Here is a 26,847-nt window from a genome sequence, read left to right as displayed (position 1 = left end):
CAAAACGTGTCATCCCGGCGGTACGCTCGCCCCATGAACCGTTACGAAGGACGTCGCGTCCTCATCACCGGCGGCGGCTCCGGCATCGGCCAGGCCACCGTCCACCGCATCCTCGCCGAGGGCGGCCGCGTCCACACCGTGGACGTGAGCGAGGCGGGCCTGAAGGCGACCGCCGACCAGGCCCTCGCCGACGGGCGCGCCGACCGGCTCACCACCGCCGTCCTCGACATATCCGACGAGGCCGCCGTGCAGAGCGGCATCGCCGCCGCCGTCCAGACGCTCGGCGGGCTCGACGTGCTGGTCAACGCGGCGGGCATCCTGCGCTCCGCGCACACCCACCAGACCACCCTCGAGTTCTGGAACAAGGTCATCGGGGTCAACCTCACCGGCACCTTCCTGGTGATCCGCGAGGCGCTCCCGGCGCTGCTGGAGGGCGACCAGCCGGTCGTCGTGAACTTCAGCTCCACCTCTGCGTCCTTCGCGCACCCGTACATGTCCGCGTACGCGGCCAGCAAGGGCGGCATCCAGTCCATGACCCACGCGCTGGCCGCCGAGTACAGCAAGCAGGGCCTGCGCTTCGTCGCCGTCGCACCCGGCTCCATCGAGAGCGGCATGACCACGGGCAACGGCCCCGGCCTGCCCGAGGACACCGACTGGAGCCTGTTCGCCAAGCTGGCCCCGGCCATCGGCCAGGGCTTCGCCGGCCCGCAGACCGTCGCCGGCGTCGTCGCCATGCTGGGCTCCGAGGACGGCGCCTTCATCACCGGTACGGAGATCCGCATCGACGGCGGTACCCACTACTAGGCCGTCTCCTTCGCCGGGCGCTGCCCGGCGCTCAGCCTCTGAAGCGGTCCCACAGCCGGGGGAAGCGCTCCGCGAGCACGGCTTCGTTCTCGAAGTCCAGCGGGGTGCCCTCCGGCTCCGCGGCCTGGAGCGGAATCCCCAAGTCCGGTGCCACCGCCCCGGTCAGCTGCTCGTACGCCTCGTCGGCCGCGTACCCCAGCTCCTCGCCGTCCCCGTCGATGTCCTCGTCGAACTCCTCCAGGAGCTCCGCGAGCGCGTCGGGGTCGTGCACCCCGCCCTCGAAGACCTCCCGGCCCTGGCCGATCAGCCAGCACCGGAAGTAGTCGAACGCGTCGTCGCTCGCCCCGTCGAGCAGCACCCAGGCCGCGCCCCACAGGTCCCACGTGTACGCCCGGTTGTACCGCGACTCGAAGTGCCGGGCGAAGTCCAGGACGGAGTCCGGATCGAGCTGCGCCAGCCGCTCCACGAGCAGCTCGGCGTGCTCCTCGGGGTCACCCTCGGCGGCCTCGCGGGTACGGTCGACGATCTCCCAGAACTCCGTCTCGTCCATCACCGCTCCAGCATCACGGGTGCGCCCCCTCGCCGCCACCGCGCATACGGCCAAAGGCCGGTGTCGGCCTTCCTTTGGCCTCCACCGGCCTCCACCCGTGCACGGAATCGCCGGGACCGGGCCCCATACTCGGAACACGGCAGCCGAGGGGTGGAAGGGGCACTGATGCGGGGGGAATTACTCGAAGGCCGGTACCGGCTGGAGGAGCGGCTCGGCGGAGGGGGCATGGGGGAGGTCTGGAGCGCCGTCGACGTGCGGATGCTGCGCCCGGTGGCCGCCAAGCTCGTCGATGCCGTGCGAGGCATGGACGAGGAGGAGGTCGAGCGGCGGTTCACGCACGAAGTGCGCTCGGCCGCCAACCTCCCCCACCGCCACACCGTGACCGTCCACGACTGCGGCGAGGCCTGGGTGGCCGGCCGCCGGATGCTCTATCTGGTCATGGAACGCCTTGACGGCCGGACGCTCGCGCAGACCTTCAAGGAGTCCGCGCCCGTGCCCTGGTACGACGTCGTGAACTGGGGCTGCCAGATCGCGGCCGCCCTGGCCGCCGCGCACGAGCGCGGCATCGTCCACCGGGACATCAAGCCGCAGAACGTCATGCTCACCGGCACCGGTGTGATCAAGGTCCTGGACTTCGGCCTGGCGAAATTCCTCGGTGAGACGCTGAGGATCGCCGAACTCACCACGGGCAGCGCCAAACTGGGCACCCCCCTGTACATGTCCCCCGAGCAGTGCCGCGGCGACCGCGACATCGACCACCGGGCCGACCTCTACAGCCTGGGCTGTCTGCTCTACGAGGGCCTCTCGGGCCGCCCGCCGTTCATCCCCTCCACCGCGCACGCGCTGCTCTACCACCACATCTACGAGCTTCCCGTCCCGCTCTCCGAGGTCGCCTCCGGGCTCCCCGCCGAGGTCACCGCCCTGGTGATGCGCCTGCTCGCCAAAGACCGGGAGGACCGGCCCGGTGATGCGGCAACCGTCGTCACGGGCCTGCGGGCACAGCTCGCCGAGCACAGACAGACGAACCTCGTCACGCGCGAGGCCAAGACCAAGGTCGTCCAGGCCCTGGCCGACGCCCACGCCCTCGCCCGGTTCGTGGCGGAGGACGCCCAGGAGCAGGCGGCCCGGGTACGGGCCCAGGCGGAGGCGGACGCGGCGGCAACGCGGAAGGAGGCCGAGCGAGTCCTCCGGGAAGCCCACGCCCAGGCGGCGCAGGCGGCGGACGCCGCGGTCGCGGCGGCCGTCGCGGCGGCGCGCGAGAAGGCCGAGGGCGAGGCCGCCACCCTGCGCGCCGAAGCCGTGAGCCACGTGGCCGCCAGGCGTGAGGAGGCCGACGCACTCTTCGAGGAGACCCGCGCCATGGCGGCCCGGGCAGCCCTGGACTTCGAGACCAACCTGCGCAAGCGCCGTGAGCAGTCCGAGCGCGACCTGGCCGCGCGTCAGGCCAAGGCCGAGAAGCGGCTCGCGGAGATCGAGCTCCGCGCGGAGCAGCTGCGCCTGGAGGCCGAGAAGCTGCGTACGGACGCCGAGCGCCGAGCCCGCCAGAGCGTGCAGACCGCGCAGACCCAGGCCGAGGACATCGTCGCCGACGCCAACGCCAGGGCGGAGCGGATCCACGGCGAGTCCGACCGCCAGCTGGCCGAGATCGACGCGGAGCGCCGGCAGATCGCCGACAACCTGGAAGCCCTGCGCAAGCTGCTGATCGCCCCCAGGGGATCCCTCGGGAAGCCCGCCGAACAGGAGCAGGCGCAGGACTACGCCCGCTGAAACGCCGTGAGGCGGTCCGCCCCCACGGGGGCGTACCGCCTCACGGCCGGATCCTGCGTACGGCTCAGAGGCCGTAGCGCTCGCGCGCCTCCTTGATGGCGGACGCCGGCACCTCGCCGCGGCGGGCGAGCTGGGCCAGCGCGGCCACCACGATCGACTGCGCGTCGACACCGAAGTGGCGGCGGGCGCCCTCACGGGTGTCGGACAGACCGAAGCCGTCCGTACCGAGCGAGGTCCAGTCCTGCTCCACCCACTGGCTGATCTGGTCCGGGACCTGACGCATCCAGTCGGACACCGCGAGGACCGGGCCGGCGACACCCTCGAGCGCGCGCGTGACGTACGGGGTGCGCATCTCGCCGCGCAGCAGCGCCTCGTCGCACTCCAGCGCGTCGCGGCGCAGCTCGCCCCAGGAGGTGGCGGACCAGACGTCGGCGGCCACGTTCCAGTCGGCGGCCAGCAGCTGCTGCGCCTCCAGCGCCCAGTGGATCGCCGTACCCGAGGCCATCAGCTGGATCTTCGGGGCGTCGGCGGCCGGGGCGGCCCCGTCCAGGTCGGCCGCCGTGTTGAAGCGGTACAGACCCTTGAGGATGCCTTCTTCCACGCCCTCCGGCATGGCCGGCTGGACCTTCGGCTCGTTGTAGACCGTGAGGTAGTAGAAGACGTTCGAGTCCTCGCCGGGCGTCGGCTCGCCGTACATGCGGCGCAGACCGTCCTTGACGATCACCGCGATCTCGTACGCGAAGGCCGGGTCGTAGTTGAGCGACGCCGGGTTCGTGGACGCGATCAGGTGCGAGTGGCCGTCCGCGTGCTGCAGGCCCTCACCGGTCAGCGTGGTGCGCCCGGCGGTGGCGCCGACGATGAAGCCCTTGCCGAGCTGGTCGGCGAGCTGCCACATCTGGTCGGCGGTGCGCTGCCAGCCGAACATCGAGTAGAAGATGTAGAAGGGGATCATCGGCTCGCCGTGCGTCGCGTACGACGTGCAGGCGGCGATGAAGTCGGCCATGGCGCCGGCCTCGGTGATCCCCTCGTTGAGGATCTGGCCGTCCTTGGCTTCCTTGTAGTACATGAGCTGGTCGCGGTCGACCGGCTCGTACGTCTGGCCCAGCGGCGAGTAGATGCCGGCCGACGGGAAGAGGGACTCCATGCCGAAGGTGCGGGCCTCGTCGGGGACGATCGGCACCCAGCGCTTGCCGGTCTCCTTGTCCCGCATCAGGTCCTTCACGAGCCGGACGAAGGCCATCGTGGTGGCCATCTCCTGCTTGCCGGAACCCTTGAGCAGCGGGGCGAAGGAGCGCTCGGCCGGAGCCGGCAGGGCCACGTGGTGGACCTTGCGGGCCGGGGCCGGGCCGCCGAGGGCCGCGCGGCGCTCGTTCAGGTACTGCACCTCGGGGCTGTTCGCGCCCGGGTGGCCGTAGGGGACCTTGCCGTCGACGAAGGCGCTGTCCGGGATCGGGAGTCCGAGCAGGTCGCGCATGCTCTTGAACTCGTCGGTCGTCAGCTTCTTCATCTGGTGGTTCGCGTTCTTCGACTCGAACCCGGCACCCAGCGTGTAGCCCTTGACGGTCTGCGCGAGGATGACCGTCGGCGCGCCCTTGTGCTCCAGGGCGGCCTTGTACGCGGCGTAGACCTTGCGGGGCTCGTGGCCGCCGCGGGAGCTGTGGAAGCACTCGGCGATCTTCGCGTCGGAGAGCACGCCGGCCAGCTGCACGAGCTCGGCGTTGGCGCCGAAGAAGTGCTGGCGGATGTAGGCCACGTCGCGGGTCGCGTACGTCTGGAACTGCGCGTCCGGTACCTCGCGCAGGCGGCGTACCAGGGCGCCCGTGGTGTCGAGCTGGAAGAGCTCGTCCCAGGCGGAGCCCCACAGCGACTTGATGACGTTCCAGCCGGCGCCGCGGAACTGGGCCTCCAGCTCCTGGACGACGCGGAAGTTCGCGCGGACCGGACCGTCGAGGCGCTGCAGGTTGCAGTTGATGACGAAGGTCAGGTTGTCGAGCTGCTCGCGGGAGGCCAGGGCCAGGGCGGCGGTCGACTCGGGCTCGTCCATCTCGCCGTCGCCGAGGAAGGCCCAGACGTGCGAGTTGGCGGTGTCCTTGATGCTCCGGTTCTGCAGGTAGCGGTTGAAGCGCGCCTGGTAGATCGCGGAGAGCGGGCCGAGGCCCATGGAGACCGTGGGGAACTCCCACAGCCACGGCAGGCGCCGCGGGTGCGGGTAGGACGGCAGGCCGTTGCCGCCGGCCTCCTGGCGGAAGTTGTCGAGCTGCTGCTCGGAGATGCGCCCGTCGAGGAAGGCGCGCGCGTAGATGCCGGGGGAGGCGTGGCCCTGGATGTAGAGCTGGTCGCCCGATCCGTCGGCCTCCTTCCCGCGGAAGAAGTGCTGGAAGCCGGTCTCGTAGAGCCAGGCCGCCGAGGCGAAGGTGGCGATGTGGCCGCCGACGCCGTACTTGGAGCCGCGGGTCACCATGGCGGCCGCGTTCCAGCGGTTCCACGCGGTGATCTTGGCTTCCATCTCCTCGTCACCCGGGAACTCGGGCTCCGCGGAGGTGGGGATGGTGTTGACGTAGTCCGTCTCCAGCAGCTTCGGCAGGGCGAGGCCGGCGGCCTCGGCGTGCTGGAGGGTGCGGCGGAGCAGGTATTCGGCGCGGCGCGTACCGGCGGCCTTGGCGACGGCGTCGAGGGAGGCCGCCCATTCGGCGGTCTCCTCGGTGTCGCGGTCCGGGAGCTGGTCGAGCTCGCTCGGAAGCTTTCCTACGGGGTCGGACATCGGTGTGCGCCGCCTTCCGGACAAAGGAGAGGTGGTGAAAAATCCCTGACGGGCAGGACAGGGTCGGTGGACCAGGTTGGGGTCCGCCGTCGACTGTAAATCGCTGATCGATGATCGATCAAACGAATGTGGCGAAGAAATGTCCAGCGAGCGAAAGTCGGCACCGGGTGCCACGAAAATAGGCACCCGGTGCCGGGCAAACCAGGACAGACCGACCCGTCAGGCGCGGGGTGCGCACCCCAGGACATGCCGCTTCACCAGCACGCCGATGTCCGGATCCTGATTGCGGAACGCCTCGACGAGGGCCGCGTGCTCCTCGGCGTACGACTTCTGCACGGTTCCGAGCCAGCGGATGGACAGGGCCGTGAAGACCTCGATGCCCAGGCTCTCCCAGGTGTGCAGCAGCACGCTGTTCCCGGCCGCCCGCACCAGCTCCCGGTGGAACCCGACGGTGTGCCGCACCTGCGCGGTCCCGTCCTCGGTGCGGTCGGCCTCCCACAGGGCCGCCACGTGCGGCTCCAGCGCCGAGCAGTCGGTCGCCAGCCGGGGCGCGGCCAGCTCGGCCGCGATCTGCTCGAGGCCGGCCCGGACCGGGTAGATCTCCTCCAGGTCGGCCGCGGACAGGTTCCGTACGCGCACGCCCTTGTTCGGCGCCGACTCGATCAGCCGCAGCGTCTCCAGCTCGCGCAGGGCCTCGCGCACGGGCGTCTGGCTGACCTCGAGCTCGACGGCGATCCTCCGCTCGACGATCCGCTCGCCGGGCTTCCAGCGCCCGCTGACGATCCCCTCCACGATGTGCTCGCGGATCTGCTCGCGCAGCGAGTGCACGACGGGTGGGGTGATCATCGGGGCTTCATCTCCTGTGGGGGCGTGCATCGCTTCGATGCGTAGACAATACGGCGGAGTAGGCCGCAGGGATGCGTTCCTGGTCAGGGCCGTTGGGTGAGGCTGGTTACAAGAGGCCCCGGACGAGGGGGCGGACGCCGCGGGTCACCGTTCCGCCACCAGGCTCAGGGCCGTCACCCCGCCCACCGCCAGGCGGTACGCGCCCGGCTGCGGCGGCGGGAAGGCGCCGGCGTAGCGGCCCCCGCCCAGACTGCGCAGGGTGCGGGCTGTCGGGCGGTTGCCGTCCGCCGGGCGGAGCTCCGCCGTGAGGAGGAGTTCCTCGCCGGTCGCCGTGACCGTGACCTCGTACGGGGCTCCGGCCGGCAGCAGGGCGGGCGCCTGCACGCCCAGGCGGGAGCCGGCGGCGTCCTCGGCCGTGCCGGGGGGCGTGTGGCCCAGGAGACCCCACAGGGCGTCCCGTACGCCCCGGTTGTTGTGCAGGGAGCCGTGCTGCTCGTACGGGGTGAAGGACTCGGTCACCGCGTGGCCTTCGCCGGCCCCGGACGCCGGCAGGGCCGCGAGACGGGGGACCGTGCCGTCGCCGCCCGCACGGGCGCCGTCGAGCTCCGGCAGGAGCGTCAGGCGGTCGTCCGCGTAGGCGGCGCTCGCCGCCGTGGGCTGGCCGACGCCGACGATCGCGTGCAGTTCGGCCCGCGGCGGGGCGCTGCGCAGGTCCGCGTGGAAGCGGGCCGCATCCGCCAGCAGGGCCGGGTCCACGCCCGGCAGGCCCGGCAGGTCGCGGGCGTACGCGAGGCCCTGTGGCCCCGTCACGCACGCGTAGTCGGGGGCCAGCTGGTGCAGGGACGGCAGGCTGCGGGCGAACGTGCCGAGGTCCGGGCCCAGGAGGCGGCTGCCGTTGACCAGGGCGGCCAGGGCCTCCACGGAGCCCCGGTGCGGGGTGCCCAGGGTGATCAGACGGCGGGTGACCTCGTGGCCGCCGAGGCGTTCCGCGTAGTGCCGGGCCACCAGCCCGCCCATCGAGTGGCAGAGGAAGACCACCCGGGCCTCGCGGCGCTCCGGGGCCGAAGCCCGCCAGCGCTCCAGCTCCAGGTCGATCCGGCCCTTCAGCCGCTCCGCGTTGTAGCGGCAGGACAGGCGCCAGTCGTACGGGAACGTGAGGAGGTTGTCGGCCACGGACAGGGTGAAGTGCCGCTCCAGCCAGCGCAGCAGGTCCGTGTAGCCGTCCACCGGGTGCCAGATGCCGGGGAGGGCGTGCAGATCGGGCATCAGGCCCACGGGGACGACGCCGTCGCCCGGGTCCCCGTCGCCGATGTCCTTCGGGAGGCGCAGGGCGGTCACGGAGCGGCCGAAGGTCCGCAGGCCTCGTAACAGGGCCGCGCCCGACAGGTCCCAGACCGCCGTGCCGTCGGCGTCCGCCAGCCGGCTGCCCATGATGCCCGGCAGTACCACGACAAGATCCGTCACCTGTGCACGAGCCATACGACGCCCCCCGAGATGTCCCACATGGACCCACCAGGGTATGACGACGGCGCCCCCGCCCGAAGTGGTTCCGGGCGGGGGCGCCGTACGAGGCGTTGCCGATGCGGCGTGTGCCTCAGAGGCCGAGCTCGACCTCGAACTCGCCGGCCTCGAGGATCGCCTTGACGGCCGAGAGGTACCGGGCCGCGTCCGCGCCGTCCACCAGGCGGTGGTCGTAGGACAGGGTCAGGTACGTCATGTCGCGGACGCCGATGACGGTGCCCTCGGGGGTCTCGATGACCATCGGGCGCTTGACCGTGGCACCGATGCCCAGGATGGCGACCTGGTTCGGGGGCACGATGACCGTGTCGAAGAGCGCACCGCGCGAGCCGGTGTTGCTGATGGTGAAGGTCGCGCCCGACAGCTCGTCCGGCGTGATCTTGTTGCCGCGGACCTTGGAGGCCAGGTCGGCGGTCGCCTTGGAGATGCCCGCCAGGTTGAGGTCACCGGCACCCTTGATGACCGGGGTCATCAGGCCCTTCTCGGAGTCCACGGCGATGCCGATGTTCTCCGAGTCGAAGTAGGTGATGGTGCCCTCGTCGTCGTTGATCCGGGCGTTGACGACCGCGTGGGCCTTCAGCGCCTGGGCGGCGGCCTTGACGAAGAACGGCATCGGCGAGAGCTTGACGCCCTCGCGGGCCAGGAAGGACGCCTTGGCCTGCTCGCGCAGCTTCATGATCTTGGTGATGTCCACCTCGACCACGGAGCTGAGCTGAGCCTGCGAGTGCAGCGCCTTCATCATGTTGTCGCCGATGACCTTGCGCATGCGGGTCATCTTGACGGTCTGACCGCGCAGCTCCGAGACCGCGGCGGCAGCCGGGGCCTTGGCGGCCGGGGCGGCGGCCGGAGCCGGGGCGGCAGCGGCGGCCTTGGCGGCCTCGGCGGCGGCCAGGACGTCCTGCTTGCGGATACGGCCACCGACGCCGGTGCCCGAGACCGAGGCCAGGTTGACGCCGGACTCCGAGGCGAGCTTGCGCACCAGCGGGGTCACGTACGCGCCCTCGTCACCGGCGGAGACCGGAGCGGCGGGGGCAGCGGGGGCGGCGACCGGAGCCGGGGCGGCAACCGGAGCCGGAGCGGCCACGGGCGCCGGAGCGGCGGCCGGAGCCGGGGCGGCAGCGGCCGGAGCCGGGGCGGCAGCGGCCGGAGCCGGGGCGGCAGCGGCCGGGGCGGCCACGACGGGAGCCGGAGCGGCGACCGGGGCAGCCGCGACCGGGGCCGGAGCGGCCACCGGGGCAGCGGCAACCGGAGCCGGGGCGGCGGCCGGAGCGGCACCGGCGACGCCGATGACGGCCAGAACGGTGCCGACCTCGGCGGTCTCGTCCTCGCCGATCCGGATCTCGAGCAGCGTGCCGGAGACCGGCGCCGGGATCTCGGTGTCGACCTTGTCCGTGGAGACCTCGAGCAGCGGCTCGTCGGCCTCGACGGACTCGCCGACCTGCTTCAGCCAGCGGGTGACGGTGCCCTCGGTGACGCTCTCGCCCAGCGCGGGGAGGACGACGTCCGTGCCGGAGGCGGGGGCAGCGGCGGCCGGAGCCTCGGCGACCGGGGCCGGGGCCGCGGGGGCCTCGGCGACCGGAGCCGGCGCGGCCGGAACCTCGGCGACGACCGTCTCGGCCTCGGCGGCAGCCGGCGCGCCGGAGCCGTCGTCGATGACGGCCAGCTCGGCGCCGACCTCGACGGTCTCGTCCTCGGCGACCTTGATGGACGCCAGGATGCCGGACGCGGGGGACGGGATCTCGGTGTCGACCTTGTCGGTCGAGACCTCGAGCAGCGGCTCGTCGGCCTCGACGCGCTCGCCCTCGGCCTTCAGCCAGCGGGTGACAGTGCCCTCGGTAACGCTCTCTCCGAGCGCCGGAAGGGTTACGGAAACCGACATGGTTTCAGTTGCTCCTAACGAATGTGCGGAAGTGGTCGTCGCGCCCGTGACGAATTAGTCGTGGGAGTGAAGCGGCTTGCCGGCCAGGGCCAGGTGGGCCTCGCCGAGCGCTTCGTTCTGGGTCGGGTGCGCGTGGATGAGCTGCGCGACCTCGGCCGGCAGAGCCTCCCAGTTGTAGATCAGCTGGGCCTCGCCGACCTGCTCGCCCATCCGGTCACCGACCATGTGGACGCCGACCACGGCACCGTCCTTGACCTGGACGAGCTTGATCTCGCCCGCGGTCTTCAGGATCTTGCTCTTGCCGTTGCCCGCCAGGTTGTACTTCAGGGCCACGACCTTGTCCGCGCCGTAGATCTCCTTGGCCTTGGCCTCGGAGATGCCGACGGAGGCGACCTCGGGGTGGCAGTACGTGACGCGCGGAACGCCGTCGTAGTCGATCGGGACGGTCTTGAGACCGGCCAGACGCTCCGCGACCAGGATGCCCTCGGCGAAGCCGACGTGCGCGAGCTGCAGGGTCGGGACGAGGTCACCGACAGCCGAGATCGTCGGCACGTTGGTCTGCATGTACTCGTCGACCAGGACGTAGCCGCGGTCCATCGCGACGCCCTGCTCCTCGTAGCCGAGGCCCTGCGAGACCGGGCCGCGGCCGACGGCGACCAGCAGCACCTCGGCCTCGAAGGTCTTGCCGTCGGCCAGCGTGACGCGCACGCCGGTCTCGGTGTACTCGGCCTTGTCGAAGAAGGTGCCGAGGTTGAACTTGATGCCGCGCTTGCGGAACGCGCGCTCCAGCAGCTTCGAGCTGTTCTCGTCCTCGACCGGGACGAGGTGCTTGAGGCCCTCGATCACGGTGATGTCGGAGCCGAAGGACTTCCACGCCGAGGCGAACTCGACGCCGATGACGCCGCCGCCCAGGACGATCGCCGACTCGGGGACGCGGTCCAGGACCAGCGCGTGGTCCGAGGAGATGATGCGGTTGCCGTCGATGTCCAGGCCCGGCAGCGACTTCGGCACGGAGCCGGTCGCCAGCAGGATGTGGCGGCCCTGGATGCGCCGGCCGTTCACGTCGACGGAGGTCGGCGAGGAAAGGCGGCCCTCACCCTCGATGTACGTCACCTTGCGGGAGGCGACCAGGCCCTGCAGGCCCTTGTACAGGCCCGAGATGACCTCGTCCTTGTACTTCTGCACACCCGCGATGTCGATGCCCTCGAAGGTGGCCTTCACGCCGAACTGGGCGGCCTCGCGCGCCTGGTCCGCGATCTCGCCCGCGTGGAGCAGGGCCTTCGTGGGGATGCAGCCGTTGTGCAGGCAGGTGCCGCCGAGCTTGTTCTTCTCGATCAGGGCAACGTCCAGACCCAGCTGGGATGCGCGCAGAGCCGCGGCGTAACCGCCACTGCCACCGCCGAGGATCACTAGGTCGAAAACGGTGCTGGCGTCGTTCGCCACGTCACGTCCTCCATGCATGTGCGCCGGGCACCGGTCCTCTGTGACCGGGCGGCGGCTGGTAATCGGCCGCTTGTTTCTTCGGCCCTGTGGTGGGGGCCCTGTCCTGCCGAGAACCCATCTTCGCATTTGTCGGGGGAACGCGGGACGCCGGGCCCGGACTGTGGCAGGTGGTTCTGCCCGAAGCAGGGGTTACCGAGGCGTAGAAACGTACGGATTTCGTTGTGGGTGAACGACTCCGGGGCCTCGATCGACTGATCTTCGAGGCCCCGGGGTGCGTCACGCATCACATATCACGCGTGAGGCGTCACGCCTCAGGCGTGATATGTGCGGTTATGTGAGGTACGTCAGCCCAGGTCGCCGGTGGCCGTACGCTCGGCCAGCCGCACCAGGGTGCGCACGGCCGAGCCGGTGCCGCCCTTGGGGGTGTAGCCGTACGGGGCGCCCTCGTGGAAGGCCGGGCCCGCGATGTCGAGGTGCGCCCAGGTGATGCCCTCGCCGACGAACTCCTGCAGGAAGAGGCCGGCCACCAGGCCGCCGCCCATGCGCTCGCCCATGTTGGCGATGTCGGCGGTGGGGGACTCCATGCCCTTGCGCAGGTCGGCGGGGAGGGGCATCGGCCAGGAGGCCTCGCCGACCTCCTCGGCGATCTCGTGGATCGAGGTGCGGAACGCGTCGTCGTTGGCCATGATCGCGAAGGTCCGGTTGCCCAGGGCCACCATCATCGCGCCGGTCAGGGTCGCGACGTCGACGATCGCGTCCGGGTTGTCCTCGGAGGCCTTGGTCAGCGCGTCGCCGAGGACGAGGCGGCCCTCGGCGTCGGTGTTCAGGACCTCGACGGTCTTGCCGCTGTACATGCGCAGCACGTCGCCCGGGCGGGTGGCGGAGCCGGAGGGCATGTTCTCGGCGAGCGCGAGCCAGCCGGTGACGTTGACCTCGAGGCCCAGCTTGGCCACGGCCACGACGGAGGCGAACACGGCGGCGGCGCCGGACATGTCGCACTTCATCGTCTCGTTGTGGCCGGCCGGCTTCAGGGAGATGCCGCCCGAGTCGTAGGTGATGCCCTTGCCGACGAAGGCGAGGTGCTTCTCCGCCTTGGGGTGGGTGTAGGCGATCTTCACCAGGCGCGGCGGGTTCTCGGAGCCCTTGCCGACGCCCATGATCCCGCCGAAGCCGCCCTTGGTCAGCGCCTTCTCGTCGAGGACCTGGACCTTGATCCCGTGCTCCTTGGCGGTCGCGGACGCGACGGCGGCGAAGGCCTCGGGGGTGAGGTCGTTCGGCGGGGTGTTGATCAGGTCGCGGGCGATGTTGACCTCGGTCGCGACGACCGTGGCGCGCTCGACGGCGGCCTTGTGCTCCTTGTCGCGCGGCTTGGCACCCAGCAGGGCGACCTCGGCGAGCGGCTGCTTCGGGCCGCCGTTCTTGCCCTTCTTCTCGCCGCCCTGGTAGGCGGTGAAGGCGTACGCGCCCAGCAGTGCGCCCTCGGCGACGGCCGTGACGGCGGAGGCGTCGTTCAGGGGGAGGGCGAAGGCGGCCTTCTTGGTGCCGTGCAGCGCACGGGCGGCGGCGCCGGCGGCGCGGCGCAGGGCCTCCTCGTCGTACGACTCGTCCTTCTCGGGGACGGGGCCGAGTCCGACCGCCAGCACGACCGGGACCTTCAGGCCGTCCGGGGCCGGCAGCTTGGTGGTCTCGCCTTCGGCGCCCGAGGCGCCGAGTGCGTCGAGCACGGCGGCGAGCTTTCCGTCGTACGCCTTGTCCACGGCCTCGGCGCCCGCTGCGACGACCGGGCCCTTCGGGCCCTTCGCCACGCCGACCACGAGGGCGTCGGCGCGGAGCGTCGCCGCGCCGGCAGTGCTGAGAGTCAGAGCAGTCACGGTAGTGAAGTCTCGCTTCCGTTTGTGTTGTGGGCCGAGTGGGTGGACGGCCATCCGTAGCGATCGTATTCCGGCCCGACGGCCGCCAGAAATGAGCCTACGCGTACCGGCTGGTCCGTACGCCACTCGAAGGTTGGGCAAGTTGTTCGATCAAGACGCTGACAGGTTCACCCATCTGTGGCTTCTGTTCCAGGTTTGCCCTTGAGGCCTGACGGGGTCCGAGAGACTCGAGCCACTCTCGCAAGGGGACGCGGGGTCCCTTTGCATGATTTCCACAGAGCCTCCTCGGCCCGGCCGACCGCCATGGGGCCGTAGTCGAGTGATGCCTGCGGGGGGAAAGGCCGAAATGGTCAACAAGAACCGGATGAACAGGGCTGCCGCCGCGATGGCTGCGGCAGCGCTGATGTCCGTGGCAATGCCCGCTGCGACCGCACAGGCGGCCGTGACACCGCGCATCGACCTGAAGGTGCTCGTCGTCGACGACGGCGGCAGCTCGGTCGAGGCGATCACCGCAGAACTCCAGGACACCGGAGTGCCCTATACCCGCGTCGTGCTGGGCGTTTCCGGCCACCCGGTGATCAACGCCGCGTTCCTCAGCGACACGGTCGACGGCCGGCCGCGCGCCAAGTACCAGGGCGTCGTGCTCCCGAACGAGAACCCGTTCGGCGAGGGCTCGGCCGAGATGGCCGCGCTCACCGCGTACGAGACGGCGTACAACATCCGCCAGGTCGACGCGTACACATGGGCCCACCCGGGCGTGGGCCTCGAATACACCGACAACGGCGGCTACAGCGGACAGCTCGACGGCACCCAGGCCGCCGTCACCGCCGCCGGCAAGGCGGGCCCCTTCGACTACCTCGCCGGCCAAGTCACCTTCGAGGACAACTCCACCCTGATTCCAGAGAGCTACGGGTTCATGGGCAAGCCGAGGGCCGGCTACACCAGCTACCTCGACGCGCCCGTCACCGGCGGACGGGCCTCGCTGCTCGGCGAGTACGCGCACGACGGCCGCAGCGAGCTGGTCGTCACCTTCGGCTACAACCGGTACCAGCAGCAGTTCCGGCTGCTGGCCCGCGGCATCGTCGACTGGCTCACCCAGGGAGTCCACCTCGGCCAGAGCCGCAGCTACTTCGCGGTCCACGTCGACGACGTCTTCGCCCCGGACGCCCGCTGGAGCAAGGACCTCAACTGCACGCCCGGCGACTACGCCTGCGCGGGCGGCGAGGGCAAGGAGAGCACCATCCGCATGACCGCCGCCGACGCCCAGTACGCGGCGCAGTGGCAGACGAGCAAGAACTTCAAACTCGACCTCCTCTTCAACGCAGGCGCCGGCGAGGAGTGGAAGACCGAGAACGGCGGCACCGACGCCCTCACCGCGCAACTGGTCGCCGACCGGGCCAAGTACCGCTGGATGAACCACACCTACACGCACCTCTTCCTCGGCTGCGTCCAGGACACCACCACCGTCCCGTGGACCTGTACCAAGAACGACCAGGGCGCCATCAACTGGATGAGCCGGGCCGACATCTCCGCCCAGATCCGCGACAACAACAACTGGGCCGCCGCCAAGGGCATCACCACCGACCGCACCGAGCTCGTCACCGGCGAGCACTCCGGCCTCAAGACCCTGCCGCAGCAGGCCGAGGACAACCCCAACCTGGCCGGCGCGCTCGCCGACAACGGGGTCAAGTGGGCGGGCAGCGACAACTCGCGCGAGCCGGCGCAGCGCGCGGTCGGCGCCGCCCTGACCGTCCCCCGCTACCCGATGAACGTGTACTACAACACGGGCACCAACGCGGAGATGGCCGACGAGTACAACTGGATCTACACCAGCCGCGCCGACGGCGGCAGCGGAGTCTGCGAGGACAACCCCGCGACCTCCACCTGCCTCCCGGCCCCGATCAACACCACCACCGGCTACCTGGACTACATCGTCCCGGCCGAGGCGCGGACCGCCCTGCGCCACGTCCTGGCCAACGACCCGCGTCCGCACTACGTCCACCAGTCCAACCTCGCCGAGGACCGCACCCTCTACCCGGTGCTCAACCAGGTCCTCGACACCTACCGCGCGCTCTACGCGCCCAGCGCGCCGATCGTGAACCAGAGCATGAAGGACACCGGCATCGAACTCGGCCGCCGGGCCGCCTGGGACAAGGCGCTGGCCGACGGCAAGGTCACCGCCTACCGCATCGGGACCGCCGTCACCGTCAAGGCGCCCTCCGGCGTCGTCGCCCCGGTGACCGCACCGGTCGGCACCAAGAAGCAGCTCCTGCTGGGCACCGCCGACTTCGGCACCGCCTACGCCGGCAACCGCTCGGCGTGGACCGCGCCGGAGGTGCTCCAGAGCGCGGTCACGCTCAAGCTGCCCAGCTGACCACCGCGTCATCCGACGCCAGTACCACCTGGTACCACCTAGCGCCGGCGCTCCGCATACCCACGGGCGCCGGCCCCGTTTTACCGTCCTGGGGGGACACAGCGCATGAGCCACGGGCGTCATGTCACCATGCTCACCGAAGGCACCTATCCGCACGTCCACGGGGGAGTCAGCACCTGGTGCGACCAGCTGGTACGCGGGATGCCGGAGGTCGACTTCAACGTCATAGCCCTGACCGGCTCCGGCCGCGAGCCGGTCACCTGGGAGCTGCCCCGCAACGTCTACCGGCACACCGCGGTCCCGCTCTGGGGACCGCCGCCGGGCCGCAGCCGCCGTTCGACCCTGCGGGGCAAGGCGCACCGCCGGTTCACGGAAACCTACGAAACCCTCCTGCTGTCGCTCCTCGATCCCGGACGCGGCGGATTCTCCGAAGCCCTCCGCGAACTCGCCGTCATGGCCCGGGCCGGCCGCCTCGCCCCGGCCCTGCGCTCCGAAACGGTCCTGCGCCTGCTGATGACCGTATGGACCCGCCCCGGCCTCGTCACCGCCGCGGCCGAGCCCACGATCCACGACGCGCTCACCGCCACCGACCTGCTCGAGCACGCGCTGCGGCCGCTCTCCGTACGGATCCCGCCCGACAGCGTCGCGCACTCCGTCAGCAGCGGGCTCGCCACCCTCCCGTCCCTCGCCGCCAAGTACCTCGACCGGGTGCCCTTCCTGCTCACCGAGCACGGCATCTACCTGCGCGAGCGCTACCTCGGCTACCGCACCGCGCAGCAGCGCTGGCCGGTCAAGGCCCTGATGCTCGGCTTCTACCGGGAGCTCAACACGGAGGGCTACCGGCAGGCGGACCTGATCACCCCGTGCAACCAGTACAACCGCCGCTGGGAGGAGCGCGGCGGCGCCGCCCCCGACCGGATCCGCACGGTCTACAACGGCGTCGACCCGTACGCCTTCCCCGACGCCGGACCCGAGCCCGAGGTGCCCACCCTCAGCTGGTGCGGGCGCATCGACCCGATCAAGGACATCGAAACCCTCATCCGGGCCTACGCGTTCATGCGCGAGGAGCTGCCCGCCCTGCGGCTGCGCCTCTTCGGCCCGGTCCCGGCCGGCTGCGAGGAGTACAGGCTCCGCCTGGAGGAACTCGCCGCCGAACTCGGGGTGGGCGACGGGATCTCGTACGAGGGCAGCATCGAGCGGGTCGCGAACGCCTACGCGGCGGGCAGCGTCGTGATGCTCTCCAGCATCAGCGAGGGCTTCCCCTTCAGCATCATCGAGGCCATGTCCTGCGGCCGCACCACCGTCTCCACCGACGTCGGCGGGGTGCGCGAGGCCGTCGGCGACACCGGCCTCGTCGTCCCGCCGCGCGAGCCCGAGACCATGGCCCGCGCCACCCTCGCCCTGCTCCGCGACGACGAACGCCGCGCCGAACTGGGCCGGTTGTCCCGCAAGCGGGTGGTCGAGAAGTTCACCCTCCACCAGTCCGTGGACGGCTTCCGGCACATCTACCGCGAACTCGCGGGCCAGCCCGCCCCGCCCGTCCGCGAGGGCGACGAATGGACGCAGCGGCTCGCCGACCCCTGGTACCGCGAACTCGCCGCCGACGGGAGCGTGTGGTGAGCGGATCCCTCTGGCTGCGCGTCCCCGGCGGCGACACACTGCCCGCCATCCCCCGGCCCCGGCACACCGGGCCGGGGGAGCCCGGCCCCGCCGGCGACCCGATGGACGAACTCGCCGAACGCCTCGACGGGTTCATCGCGGCGGCCGTCCACCCCGACGAGATCGCCGCCATCCTCGAATCCGACGGGATGACCGACGAGCACATCCGGCTCACCTACGGCCGCCACGACTCCTTCGGCCTCGCCGAGGAGCTCTATACCCGGGTGCCCCGCGCCTTCCCCGAGCCCGGACGCGTCCCCGACCCCTGGAAGGTCTCCCTCACCGCCTGCCTGCTCCGCGGGCTGATCTTCGCGCTGCCCGGTCTGGCGTACGTACTGGGCGCCCCGCTGCTGGAGGGCCCGCAGGACCGGCTCGGGCTGCCCGCCGGGACGCTGACCCTGCTCGCCGGGGCGCTCATCGGCTGGGTGTGGGACCAGACCCTGTCCCACCGCGCCTACTCCTGGCTGGGCATGGGCGACCGGGCCGCCGCCGGGCGGACCCTGCTCGTCGGCGCCCCCGCCGGCGCCCTGCTCGGCAGCGCCGCCGCGCTGACCGTGCCCGGCGGGCCGCCGTTCTCGTACGCGTTCGCCGCCGGCCAGGCCCTGTACGTCGGGGCCGCCACCGTGCTGCTGGTCCTCGGCCGGGAGCGGGTGCTGCTCGCCGCACTCGCCCCGATGGCCGCGGGGTCGCTGCTCGCGCTGTTCACCGACCTGCCCGTGCCGGTACGGGTGGGCCTGCTGCTGGTCTCCCTGCTGGCCGCCTGCACCCTCGCCGTACGGGAGCTGCCGCTGGCCGAGGGCGTACGGGCCGGCGTGCGCCGGATCAGGAGCCGGGCCGGACACCGGCCCGGCCAAGGCCCCGTGCGCTGGCGGATGCTGCGGGGCGCCGAGGAGGAGTACCGCCCGCGCGGACCCCGGCTCCGGGACTCCGTGCCGTACGGGGTGTTCGGCCTCGGGACCGGCCTGCTCGTGCTGTACGCCGCCCTGGGGGAGGTGCTCGCCGGGGGTCCCGCCGAGGCCGTCGCCGCCCCCTCGGCGGTGGCGCTCACCCTCAGCATGGGGCCCGCCGAATGGCTGCTCCACCGGTTCCGCAGCGGAAGCCTCGCCGGGCTGCGGGCGGCCCGCTCGCCCCGGCGGTTCTGGCAGCGGATGCTCGGCACGCTGGGCCGCTGCCTCGCCGTGTACCTGGCGGTGCTGCTGGCCCTCGGGCTGGCCGGCACCCTGCTCTGGCCGGGAGCCCCGGGCCTGACCGGGGTCCGGGCCGCGACCCTGCTGCTGCTCGGCACCGTCATGTGGACCGGGCTGCTGCTCCAGTCCTTCGGGGCGGTCCGGCCCGCGGCCGTGGTCTGCGCCTCGGCGGCCATCGCCCAGAGCCTGGCGCTGCTCCTGGGGCTGGGGCAGCCTCGGCTGGTCCAGCTCGTCGTGGCGGGTGCGGCCGCGGCCGTGCTGGGCACGCTGGTCTGCCTGCTCCTCGGCCGCGCGACGGCCCACCGCTGACGATGACCCCGTACGAGAAGAAGGACCTCATGCTGCTGGTGCCCCTCTACGAGCACCCCGCCGACCGGCCCGAGGACTGGGAGCTGCTGATCCGCTCCGCCGGCCGGCTGCACTCGGTGGTCCTCAACCCCGCCAGCGGGCCGGGGGAGGCCCCCGACGAGCGGTTCGCCGCCGTCGCGGAGCGGCTGCGCGACGTCGGGGTGCCCGTCCTCGGGTACACCGACACCGACTACGGGCGGCGCCCGCACACCGCCGTGGTGCAGGACCTGCTGCGCCACCGCGACTGGTACGGCGCCGACGGGGCCTTCCTCGACCAGGCCTCCGCCGATCCGGCGCTGCTGTCGCACTACGGGCGGCTCGCCGTCGCCGCCCGGGCCGCAGGCGCCCGCACCATCGTCCTCAACCACGGGGTCCACCCGCACCCCGACTACGCCGGACTCGCCGACCTGCTGGTCACCTTCGAGGGACCCTGGGACGCCTACCGGGACGCGACGGTGCCGCCCTGGACGGCCGACCATCCCGCCCAGCGGTTCTGCCACCTCGTGTACGCCGTCCCGCCGGGTGCGCCCGCCGCCGAGCTCGCCCGGCAGCGGGGGGCCGCGGTGCACTGCGCGGTCCCCGGGACCGGCGCGCACCCGTGGGGGACCCTCCCGTACGCCCTGGAGGCCGCCGGATGACGCGTTCGTTCCGGCGCGGCCGGGTCCTGCTGCTCCTGCTGCTCCTGCCGGCCGCCTGCACCACCGTGGGGCAGGAGCCGGACGACGTGTCGCGCGCCCCGGCGCCGGGGAAGCGCTGGCAGCCCGAGCCCCGCGTCAGCTGGCAGTGGCAGCTCTCCGGAAAGCTGGACACCTCGGTGAAGGCCGCGGTGTACGACGTCGACGGGTTCAACACCACCAAGGAGCAGGTCGCCGGGCTGAACAAGGCCGGCCGGCGGACCGTCTGCTACCTCTCCACCGGCGCCTGGGAGGAGTTCCGCCCCGACGCCGACGCGTTCCCGAAGACGATGCTCGGCGAGGGCAACGGCTGGGAGGGCGAGCGCTGGCTGGACATCCGGCGGCTGTCCGAGCTGGAGCCGCTGATCGCGAAGCGGTTCGACATGTGCCGGAACAAGGGCTTCGACGCGGTGGAGCCGGACAACATGGACGGCTACCGCAACAAGACCGGCTTCCCGCTCACCGCCGACGACCAGCTGAAGTACAACCGGCTGATCGCGAAGCTGGCGCACGACCGGGGCCTCGCGGTCGGGCTGAAGAACGACCTCGACCAGATCCCGCAGCTGGTGGGGGACTTCGACTTCGCGGTCAACGAGCAGTGTTTCGAGTACGACGAGTGCGAGCAGCTCAGGCCGTTCATCGCGGCGGGCAAGGCCGTCTTCCACGTGGAGTACGAGGGCCGGATCGGCCAGTGGTGCCCGCGCTCGCAGGAACTGGAGCTCAGCTCGCTGCAGAAGAAGTACGAACTGGGCGCCTGGCGGCAGTTCTGCCCGCCGGACAGCCCTTAGGCCACGGGGAGGACGGCGTGGACCCGGTAGCCGCCGCCGAACCGGGCTCCGGCGAAGCAGGAGCCGCCGAGGGCCGTGGCCCGCTCGCGCATGCCGAGCAGCCCGTGGCCGCCGCCCGCGCCCTCGTCCGCGGGGACCTCGGCGGTGCCGCCGTCGTCCAGCACGGTCACCTCCACCGAGGCACCGACCCGGACCACGCTGACCTCGGCCCGGACCTCCGGGCCCGCGTGTTTGCGCACGTTGGTCAGGGCCTCCTGGATCACCCGGTACGCCGCCAGGTCCACGGCGGCCGGCAGCGGGTCCCGGTCCCGGCCCAGCTCGACCATCACCTTCACCGGCAGCCCGGCGTGCCGGAAGGTGTCCACCAGCTCGTCCAGTACGGCCAGCCCCGGCGCCGGTTCGGTCGGCGCCTCGGGATCCCCGGACTGCCGCAGCAGGCCGACCGTGGCCCGCAGCTCGTTCAGCGCCGAGCGGCTCGCGTCCCGTACGTGGGCCAGGGCCTCCTTGGCCTGGTCGGGGCGCTTGTCCATGACGTGCGCGGCCACCCCCGCCTGCACGTTGACGAGTGCGATGTGATGGGCCACCACGTCGTGCAGGTCGCGGGCGATCCGCAGCCGCTCCTCGGCGACCCGCCGCCGGGCCTCCTCCTCGCGGGTCCGTTCGGCCCGTTCGGCCCGCTCCCGTATGGCGTCGACGAACGCCCGCCGGCTGCGCACCGCGTCGCCGGCGGCCGCGGCCATCCCGGTCCAGGCGAAGATGCCGATGTTCTCCTGCGCGTACCAGGGCTGCGGGCCGGCGAGCATGGCCACGCCCGTCAGCCCCGCCATCGTGAGCAGGCCGATCCGCCAGGTGGTGGGCCGGTCGGTGCGGGAGGCCAGCGTGTACAGGGCGATCACCGCGGACATGGCGACGGGGGCCCGGGGCCCGCCGGTGGTCAGTTCCAGCAGGGAGAGCCCGATGGTCACGGCGAGCACGGTGCGGGTGTGCCGGCGGCGGAACACCAGCGCGGCCGCGCCCAGCAGCATCAGCAGCAGGGAGAACGGCTCGGGGGTCCGTGTTCCGAAGGCGGGCCCGTGCGGGCTGTGCGGATCGGCGAAGGAACCGACGATCATGGCGACGAGCGCCCCGAGCGCGAGGACGGCATCGGTGGCGAGCGGATGGGCCCGCATCCACTGCCGGGTGGGGGCGAACGGCCCGATGTCTGTCGTCACCCCGATACGGTACGGCCTGCCTCCGGCCGGGCGGCCCCGTCAGGTGCCGGGACGCTGCGGGGGGAGCGGGGCGGCCGGGGGCGGGCGCTGGCCGAGGGGGGTCCGGGAGCGTTCCGGGCCCCATTTCGCGCGGACCACGCACACGGCCATGACGGCGGCGATGGCCGCGAGGTGCTCCTTGCCCGCCAGGTTGTCCTTGACCAGCACCTCGCCGATCATCACCGCGATCACGACGGCGCCCGTCAGGTACGCCCGGTACCGCCAGCACACGTAGATCGCGAGGCCGACCACCGCGGCCGACGGGCCGGTGTCGTTGACGACGCGGTCGGACACCGGCAGGCCGAAGGGGTGGTCAGGGCCCAGCGAGAGCCCGATCCGCGCGTACGTGGTCCCGGCGAGGGTGGCGACGTAGCCGATCAGCAGTGTGCGCCACCAGCCGATGCAGATCTCCGAGATCCCGAAGACCAGCAGGATCTGGACGAGAGCCCCCCACACGGGCAGGTCGAGGGCGGGGACGAACAGGGACAGCGGGGTGCGCAGCAGGGCCAGCCACAGCGGGTCGACGGCTTTGACCGACCCGAGGTTCTGGACCGGCTGGAACCCCCAGGACGTGTTCTGGACGATCTGGAAGACCGAGGTCAGGCAGACGGCCCCCAGCGTCATGGGGGCGGCCCGCCACTTGTCGCGGACGAGCGCGTCCCGGACGGTCCAGAACAAGGGCCCCCACTCGCGGCGGGCGAACCGCCGGAGGGGGGTGGTCGTCCAAGCCGTCAACGATTGGTCTCCAGATGTCTGCGGTTCAGCCACTTCGGCAGCCCGGGAGCCTCCAGGAAGCCCTCGGCCCGGCCCGCCGCGATACCGATGCGCAGCAGGTCGGAGCTCTTCTCGAAGAGCATGAACCGCGGTTCCCAGATCGGCCGGTATTTGGCGTTGGCCCGGTAGAGGGACTCGATCTGCCACCAGCGGGAGAAGAAGCTCAGCAGCGAGCGCCACATGCGCAGCACCGGACCCGCGCCGAGCTTGGACCCCCGTTCGAAGACGGAACGGAACATCGCGAAGTTGAGCGAGACCTGTGTGACGCCGATCTCCTTGGAGCGTTCCAGGAGTTCGATGACCATGAACTCCATCAGGCCGTTCTCGGAATCGCGGTCACGGCGCATCAGGTCCAGCGACAGCCCCTTGGGGCCCCACGGCACGAAGGACAGCAGGGCGCGCAGGTCGCCGTTGCCGTCGGTGCACTCCAGCATCACGCACTGGCCGTCGGCAGGATCGCCCAGTCGGCCCAGCGCCATGGAGAAGCCGCGCTCGGTCGCGCCGTCGCGCCAGTCGTCGGCGCGGCGCACCAGCTCGTCCATCTCCTCGGCCGGGATGTCGGCGTGGCGCCGGATCCGGACCGTGTACCCGGCCCGCTTGACACGGTTGAACGCCTGCCGGACGGTGCGCATGGCGCGGCCTTCCAGGGTGAACTCGGCGGTCTCCACGATCGCCTCGTCGCCCAGCTCCAGCGCGTCCAGTCCGTGCCGCGCGTAGATCTGCCCGGCTTCCTCGCTCGCGCCGTTCACGGCGGGGATCCAGCCGTGCTCGCGGGCCTCGGCGAGCCAGGGCTCGATGGCGCCGGGCCAGGCCTCGGGGTCGCCGATCGGGTCGCCGGAGGCCAGCGAGACCCCGCCGACGACGCGGTACGTGACGGCGGCCTTGCCGGTGGGGGACCAGATGACGGACTTCTCGCGGCGCAGCGCGAAGTAGCCGAGGGAGTCGCGGTCGCCCTGCTTGGCGAGCAGCGCGCGCAGCTTCTCCTCGTCCTCCTCGGTGAGGGGGTCGACGGCGCGGCGCGAGCGGAAGGCGGCGAGCAGCACGGCGATCAGCAGCAGCGTCGACATGACGTTGATGACGATGTCCACCCAGCCGGGCGTGGTGATCGCCGCGTAGTCGCGGGCGTTCGGCTCCAGGGTGATCAGCCGCATCACGCCGTACCGCCAGCGGGCCAGGAACGTGGCGTCGGCGGCGTCCGGGTCGATGTTGGCGGCGCCGACGATCAGCGCGGCGAGCAGCGAGGTGAACAGCAGGCCGACGGCGCCGACGGCGGTGGCCAGCTTGGGGTTGGAGCGGTCGCCCTTGGCGTAGAACTCCCGGCGGCCGAGCGCCAGGGCGCCGACGAAGGCAGCGGTCAGCGCGAGGGAGACCCAGTTCTGGGTGTGGTCCCGGAACTCCGGGTAGCAGAGGTTGAAGTCGCCGCTGGTGCACGGGGCGAAGGCCGCGGTGGCGAAGGCCAGCAGCAGCATGCCGCTGAGCACCAGGTTCAGGATCCACGCAGCCCGCTTGCGGCGGCCCATGGTGACCGCGAGCAGCAGCGAGAACAGGCCGGACGCGAAGCCCGCCGTGAGCAGGTACGGGGTGTAGAAATCGGCGGTGTTGTGCCTGCGCAGGTCCTGCCCGAGCGAAAGCCACACCGCGCTGAGGAAGTTGACGAAGGTGACGGCGCGCAGGTACCAGACCGCGAACGCGGCGCTGCGCCGTGACCGGGCGGATCCCCGGCCGGTCTCCCGGCCTCCGTTCTCTTCCTTCCTCTCGTCCTTCCTGTCGTCCTTCCTGCTGTTCGTGTCCTTGCCGGATCCTTGTGCCGCCTTGGCGGTCTGTGCTGCCTGTGCGGCGTTCCGGTCAATGTCTGCGCTGGTCAAGCGGGCCTCTCCCATGAAACGCGATGATATGGGGCGCCGCCGTCCACGGGTGGCCCGGTCCGGGGACCGCGGGCGGCCGGACCGCGGAGCCCCGGAGCGGGCGTTCAGCCCTTCGGCTCCCGCGCCGCCCGCACCGGCAGTTCCGCCGCGAGCGCGGCGGCCGCCTGGACCAGCGGGAGAGCCAGCAGTGCCCCGGTTCCTTCTCCCACAGTGACGCCGTGGTCGAGCACCGGGTTGAGTGCCATTCGGTCCAGGGCCTTCGTCTGGCCCGGCTCGCCGCTGGCCTGCCCGGCCAGCCACCAGTCGGGGGCCCGGAACGCGGCGCGCTGGGCCACCAGCCCGCAGGCCGCCGAGACGACGCCGTCGAGGATGACCGGCGTACGGCGGACCGCGCACTGGAGCAGGAATCCGGTGATCGCGGCCACGTCGGCGCCGCCGACCGCCGCGAGCAGGGCCACCTGGTCGCCGAGGACCGGGCGGGCCCGGCGCAGGGCGTCGCGGATCGCCGCGCACTTGCGCATCCAGGTCAGGTCGTCGATGGGCATTCCGCCGCGCCCGGTGACCACGGAGGCATCGGTTCCGCACAGGGCGGCGACGAGCGTCGCCGCGACCGTGGTTCCCCCGACGCTCACGTCCCCCAGGACCACGAGGTCGGTGCCGGAATCGGCCTCCTCGTCGGCGATCCGCATCCCGAGCCGCAGCGCCGCGTCGGCCTCCTCGAGGGTGAGCGCGTCCTCGGTGTCGATCCGCCCGCTGCCCCGGCGCACGCGATGGCGGACCACGTCCTCGGGCAGCAGCCCGGGCTCGCAGTCCAGGCCGGCGTCCACGATCCGTACGGTGGCGCCCAGCCGCCCGGCGAGGATCGAGACGGGGCTGTTCCCGTCGAGCACGGAGCGCACCAGCTCGTGCGCACTGCCGGCGGCGCGGGCGGACACCCCCTCGGCGGCGATCCCGTGGTCGGCGGCGAACAGCACGACGCGGGGCCGCTCGATCGGCCGGACGGGCACCCGCCCCTGCGCGGCGGCGAGCCACTCGGCGAGCTCGTCGAGCCGCCCCAGCGCCCCGGCCGGCACGGCCAGCCGCTCACGGCGTTCCTCGGCGTCACGCCGGACGCCCCCGTCGGGGCGCTCGATCAGATCGGAGAAGTCGTCGAGATTCAGCGTGGTCATCTGCCAGAGCGTACAGCGGGTAAGGCCCTCCCCAAGCCCCGTCCGCCGTCCTCGGAGCCCGGGGTGCGGAGTCACTCCTTCAGGACCACCGCCTGCCCGGCCACCACCATCAGGACGTGCTCGCACTCGGCGGCCACCGCGTTGTTCAGGCGCCCCAGTTCGTCGCGGAAACGCCGGCCGGAAGCGCTCGCGGGAACGATCCCCGAGCCCACCTCATTGCTGACGGCCACCACCGTGCGGCGGGTCGTCCGGACGGCCGCCACCAGCTCCGCCACCCGCTCCCGGAGCTCCTTCTGCCCCTGCCCCGCCCAGACGGCGTCGTCCCAGGCCCCCGCCCGGTCCATCGCGTCCGTCAGCCACAGCGCGAGGCAGTCGATCAGCAGCGGCGGCCCTCCCTCCACCAGCAGCGGCACCAGCTCGCACGTCTCCACCGTGCGCCAGCTCCCCGGCCGCCGCTCCCGGTGCAGGCCGATCCGCGCCGCCCATTCCGCGTCGTTGTCCCGGGAGCCGCCGGTGGCCACGTAGACCACCTCCGGGAAGCCCGCCAGCCGCCGCTCCGCCTCGAAGGACTTCCCGGAGCGGGCCCCGCCGAGCACCAGCGTCCGGCGCGGCAGGTCCGGCACCGCGTGGTACTCGCCCACCGTCACCGTCGTCCCGTCCGGCACCGCCCGCGCGCCCGCCGCCGCGCACCGGCGCTCCAGCTCCCGGCCCGGCGGGGTGTCGTGGTCCAGGTGCACGGCGATCACGTCCGTGGTCGGACCGGCGGCGCCGCTCGCCCGCAGCCGCACCAGCGCCTCCGGCCGGCCCAGCACGTCCGCGAGGACCATGTCGTAGGGGCGCTGCCCGACGCCTCGGTCCGTCCCGGCCGGCGCCCCGCCGGGCGGGAGGTACAGCAGCCGGCTCCCGTCCGGCCCGGTCACCTCGTACCCGGTGCCCGGCGCGTCCATCGGCACCGCCCGCACCCGGTGCCCGCTGATCACCGCGAGCTCCCGCCCGTCCGGCACCCGCCCGGCGGCCGGCAGCCCCGGCGGCAGCTCGACCGGGGGTCCGTCGTGCGGATGGGTGAGCAGGACCTGCCGTACGCCGGCCAGCGAATGCCCCGCGCGGGCGCCGGCGAGCACCGCCCCGGGGGTCAGGTCGAGCAGTAGCGCCCCGTCGACGAGGAGGGACGTCGCGGTGCGCGACCGGGGGCCGAGGGAGACCGCGCAGGCCGCGCAGGGACAGCCGGGGCGGGGCAGTCCTTCGGGTGTGCCGGTGCCGAGCAGAGTGAGTTCCACGAGAAGATCCTCCCGCGTCGCCGAGACTGGTGCGCGCCCGGCT

Annotated in this window: 18 protein-coding genes and 2 pseudogenes; 8 read left to right on the top strand and 12 right to left on the bottom strand. The window is 72.3% G+C overall.

Going from position 1 to position 26,847, the window contains the following annotated elements:
- Nucleotides 1-33 precede the first annotated feature (33 nt).
- Nucleotides 34-804, top strand: coding sequence for an SDR family oxidoreductase (locus AB0I68_RS01995; RefSeq protein WP_363175208.1), 771 nt, complete (start codon nt 34-36; stop codon nt 802-804).
- A 31-nt stretch (nt 805-835) separates the two neighbouring features.
- On the opposite strand, the gene AB0I68_RS01990 is transcribed toward AB0I68_RS01995, so the two are convergent.
- On the bottom strand, nt 836-1,354 hold the full coding sequence (locus AB0I68_RS01990) for a DUF4240 domain-containing protein (protein WP_363175207.1): 519 nt from the start codon (nt 1,352-1,354) through the stop codon (nt 836-838).
- A gap of 165 nt (nt 1,355-1,519) precedes the next feature.
- Here AB0I68_RS01990 and AB0I68_RS01985 point away from each other — a divergent pair.
- Nucleotides 1,520-2,308, top strand: a pseudogene (locus AB0I68_RS01985) (serine/threonine-protein kinase); the annotation flags it as partial.
- Nucleotides 2,309-2,527: 219 nt separating this feature from the next.
- Nucleotides 2,528-2,995: pseudogene (locus AB0I68_RS01980) on the top strand (cellulose-binding protein); the annotation flags it as partial.
- A gap of 190 nt (nt 2,996-3,185) precedes the next feature.
- Here AB0I68_RS01980 and aceE read toward each other — a convergent pair.
- The 6 genes from aceE to AB0I68_RS01950 form a co-directional block, all read right to left on the bottom strand.
- Nucleotides 3,186-5,882: a pyruvate dehydrogenase (acetyl-transferring), homodimeric type gene (aceE, locus tag AB0I68_RS01975; RefSeq protein WP_363175206.1), complete on the bottom strand. Its 2,697-nt coding sequence runs from the start codon at nt 5,880-5,882 to the stop codon at nt 3,186-3,188.
- 219 nt (nt 5,883-6,101) lie between these two features.
- Complete coding sequence (locus AB0I68_RS01970; RefSeq protein ID WP_363175373.1) at nt 6,102-6,725, bottom strand: GntR family transcriptional regulator; 624 nt, start codon at nt 6,723-6,725, stop codon at nt 6,102-6,104.
- A gap of 147 nt (nt 6,726-6,872) precedes the next feature.
- Nucleotides 6,873-8,207 (bottom strand): hypothetical protein, encoded by a 1,335-nt coding sequence (locus AB0I68_RS01965; RefSeq protein ID WP_363175205.1) that lies wholly within the window; start codon nt 8,205-8,207, stop codon nt 6,873-6,875.
- Between the two features lie 115 nt (nt 8,208-8,322).
- Nucleotides 8,323-10,125: a 2-oxoglutarate dehydrogenase, E2 component, dihydrolipoamide succinyltransferase gene (gene sucB, locus AB0I68_RS01960; RefSeq protein WP_363175204.1), complete on the bottom strand. Its 1,803-nt coding sequence runs from the start codon at nt 10,123-10,125 to the stop codon at nt 8,323-8,325.
- Between the two features lie 54 nt (nt 10,126-10,179).
- The gene (gene lpdA / locus AB0I68_RS01955) at nt 10,180-11,568 is read right to left on the bottom strand and encodes a dihydrolipoyl dehydrogenase (protein WP_363175203.1); all 1,389 of its coding nucleotides are present in this window, start codon (nt 11,566-11,568) and stop codon (nt 10,180-10,182) included.
- 344 nt (nt 11,569-11,912) lie between these two features.
- On the bottom strand, nt 11,913-13,439 hold the full coding sequence (locus AB0I68_RS01950; protein WP_363175202.1) for a leucyl aminopeptidase: 1,527 nt from the start codon (nt 13,437-13,439) through the stop codon (nt 11,913-11,915).
- Nucleotides 13,440-13,785: 346 nt separating this feature from the next.
- Between AB0I68_RS01950 and AB0I68_RS01945 the strand changes: the two genes are divergently transcribed.
- The 5 genes from AB0I68_RS01945 to AB0I68_RS01925 all read left to right on the top strand — a co-directional run bounded on the left by AB0I68_RS01945 (nt 13,786) and on the right by AB0I68_RS01925 (nt 20,469).
- Complete coding sequence (locus AB0I68_RS01945; RefSeq protein ID WP_363175201.1) at nt 13,786-15,813, top strand: hypothetical protein; 2,028 nt, start codon at nt 13,786-13,788, stop codon at nt 15,811-15,813.
- A gap of 105 nt (nt 15,814-15,918) precedes the next feature.
- Nucleotides 15,919-17,433 carry a GT4 family glycosyltransferase PelF gene (pelF, locus tag AB0I68_RS01940; RefSeq protein ID WP_363175200.1) on the top strand — a complete coding sequence of 505 codons (1,515 nt, stop codon included), beginning with the start codon at nt 15,919-15,921 and terminating at the stop codon, nt 17,431-17,433.
- Nucleotides 17,430-18,968 (top strand): hypothetical protein, encoded by a 1,539-nt coding sequence (locus tag AB0I68_RS01935; protein ID WP_363175199.1) that lies wholly within the window; start codon nt 17,430-17,432, stop codon nt 18,966-18,968. Before pelF ends, AB0I68_RS01935 begins: the two co-directional genes overlap by 4 nt.
- Before the next feature lie 2 nt (nt 18,969-18,970).
- Nucleotides 18,971-19,645, top strand: coding sequence for a spherulation-specific family 4 protein (locus AB0I68_RS01930; protein ID WP_363175198.1), 675 nt, complete (start codon nt 18,971-18,973; stop codon nt 19,643-19,645).
- On the top strand, nt 19,642-20,469 hold the full coding sequence (locus AB0I68_RS01925) for an endo alpha-1,4 polygalactosaminidase (RefSeq protein WP_363175197.1): 828 nt from the start codon (nt 19,642-19,644) through the stop codon (nt 20,467-20,469). Before AB0I68_RS01930 ends, AB0I68_RS01925 begins: the two co-directional genes overlap by 4 nt.
- Here the strand turns inward: AB0I68_RS01925 and AB0I68_RS01920 are convergent.
- The 5 genes from AB0I68_RS01920 to AB0I68_RS01900 form a co-directional block, all read right to left on the bottom strand.
- Complete coding sequence (locus tag AB0I68_RS01920; RefSeq protein WP_363175372.1) at nt 20,466-21,638, bottom strand: histidine kinase; 1,173 nt, start codon at nt 21,636-21,638, stop codon at nt 20,466-20,468. The two genes, AB0I68_RS01925 and AB0I68_RS01920, sit on opposite strands and share 4 nt — an antisense overlap.
- Nucleotides 21,639-21,719: 81 nt before the next feature.
- Nucleotides 21,720-22,454 carry a hypothetical protein gene (locus AB0I68_RS01915; RefSeq protein WP_363175196.1) on the bottom strand — a complete coding sequence of 245 codons (735 nt, stop codon included), beginning with the start codon at nt 22,452-22,454 and terminating at the stop codon, nt 21,720-21,722.
- On the bottom strand, nt 22,451-24,373 hold the full coding sequence (locus AB0I68_RS01910) for a phosphatidylglycerol lysyltransferase domain-containing protein (RefSeq protein WP_363175195.1): 1,923 nt from the start codon (nt 24,371-24,373) through the stop codon (nt 22,451-22,453). Before AB0I68_RS01910 ends, AB0I68_RS01915 begins: the two co-directional genes overlap by 4 nt.
- Before the next feature lie 89 nt (nt 24,374-24,462).
- Nucleotides 24,463-25,527, bottom strand: a complete 1,065-nt coding sequence (gene cobT / locus AB0I68_RS01905) for a nicotinate-nucleotide--dimethylbenzimidazole phosphoribosyltransferase (RefSeq protein ID WP_363175194.1) — start codon at nt 25,525-25,527, stop codon at nt 24,463-24,465.
- Between the two features lie 71 nt (nt 25,528-25,598).
- Nucleotides 25,599-26,804, bottom strand: a complete 1,206-nt coding sequence (locus AB0I68_RS01900) for a bifunctional adenosylcobinamide kinase/adenosylcobinamide-phosphate guanylyltransferase (protein WP_363175193.1) — start codon at nt 26,802-26,804, stop codon at nt 25,599-25,601.
- Nucleotides 26,805-26,847 lie beyond the last annotated feature (43 nt).

Origin of the sequence: Streptomyces sp. NPDC050448, from assembly GCF_040655295.1 — a bacterium.
Classification (GTDB): Bacteria; Actinomycetota; Actinomycetes; order Streptomycetales; family Streptomycetaceae; genus Streptomyces.
Note: the sequence above shows the minus strand (reverse complement) of the source record. Positions and strands in the feature narration are given on the sequence as shown.

Excerpts from the sequence above, each read along its gene's own strand:
- AB0I68_RS01995 (WP_363175208.1), top strand. The coding sequence starts at position 34 with ATGAACCGTTACGAAGGACGTCGCGTCCTCATCACCGGCGGCGGCTCC.
- AB0I68_RS01990 (WP_363175207.1), bottom strand. The coding sequence starts at position 1,354 with ATGGACGAGACGGAGTTCTGGGAGATCGTCGACCGTACCCGCGAGGCC.
- aceE (WP_363175206.1), bottom strand. The coding sequence starts at position 5,882 with ATGTCCGACCCCGTAGGAAAGCTTCCGAGCGAGCTCGACCAGCTCCCG.
- AB0I68_RS01965 (WP_363175205.1), bottom strand. The coding sequence starts at position 8,207 with ATGGCTCGTGCACAGGTGACGGATCTTGTCGTGGTACTGCCGGGCATC.
- sucB (WP_363175204.1), bottom strand. The coding sequence starts at position 10,125 with ATGTCGGTTTCCGTAACCCTTCCGGCGCTCGGAGAGAGCGTTACCGAG.
- AB0I68_RS01945 (WP_363175201.1), top strand. The coding sequence starts at position 13,786 with ATGGTCAACAAGAACCGGATGAACAGGGCTGCCGCCGCGATGGCTGCG.
- pelF (WP_363175200.1), top strand. The coding sequence starts at position 15,919 with ATGAGCCACGGGCGTCATGTCACCATGCTCACCGAAGGCACCTATCCG.
- AB0I68_RS01930 (WP_363175198.1), top strand. The coding sequence starts at position 18,971 with ATGACCCCGTACGAGAAGAAGGACCTCATGCTGCTGGTGCCCCTCTAC.
- AB0I68_RS01925 (WP_363175197.1), top strand. The coding sequence starts at position 19,642 with ATGACGCGTTCGTTCCGGCGCGGCCGGGTCCTGCTGCTCCTGCTGCTC.
- AB0I68_RS01920 (WP_363175372.1), bottom strand. The coding sequence starts at position 21,638 with ATGCGGGCCCATCCGCTCGCCACCGATGCCGTCCTCGCGCTCGGGGCG.
- AB0I68_RS01910 (WP_363175195.1), bottom strand. The coding sequence starts at position 24,373 with ATGGGAGAGGCCCGCTTGACCAGCGCAGACATTGACCGGAACGCCGCA.
- cobT (WP_363175194.1), bottom strand. The coding sequence starts at position 25,527 with ATGACCACGCTGAATCTCGACGACTTCTCCGATCTGATCGAGCGCCCC.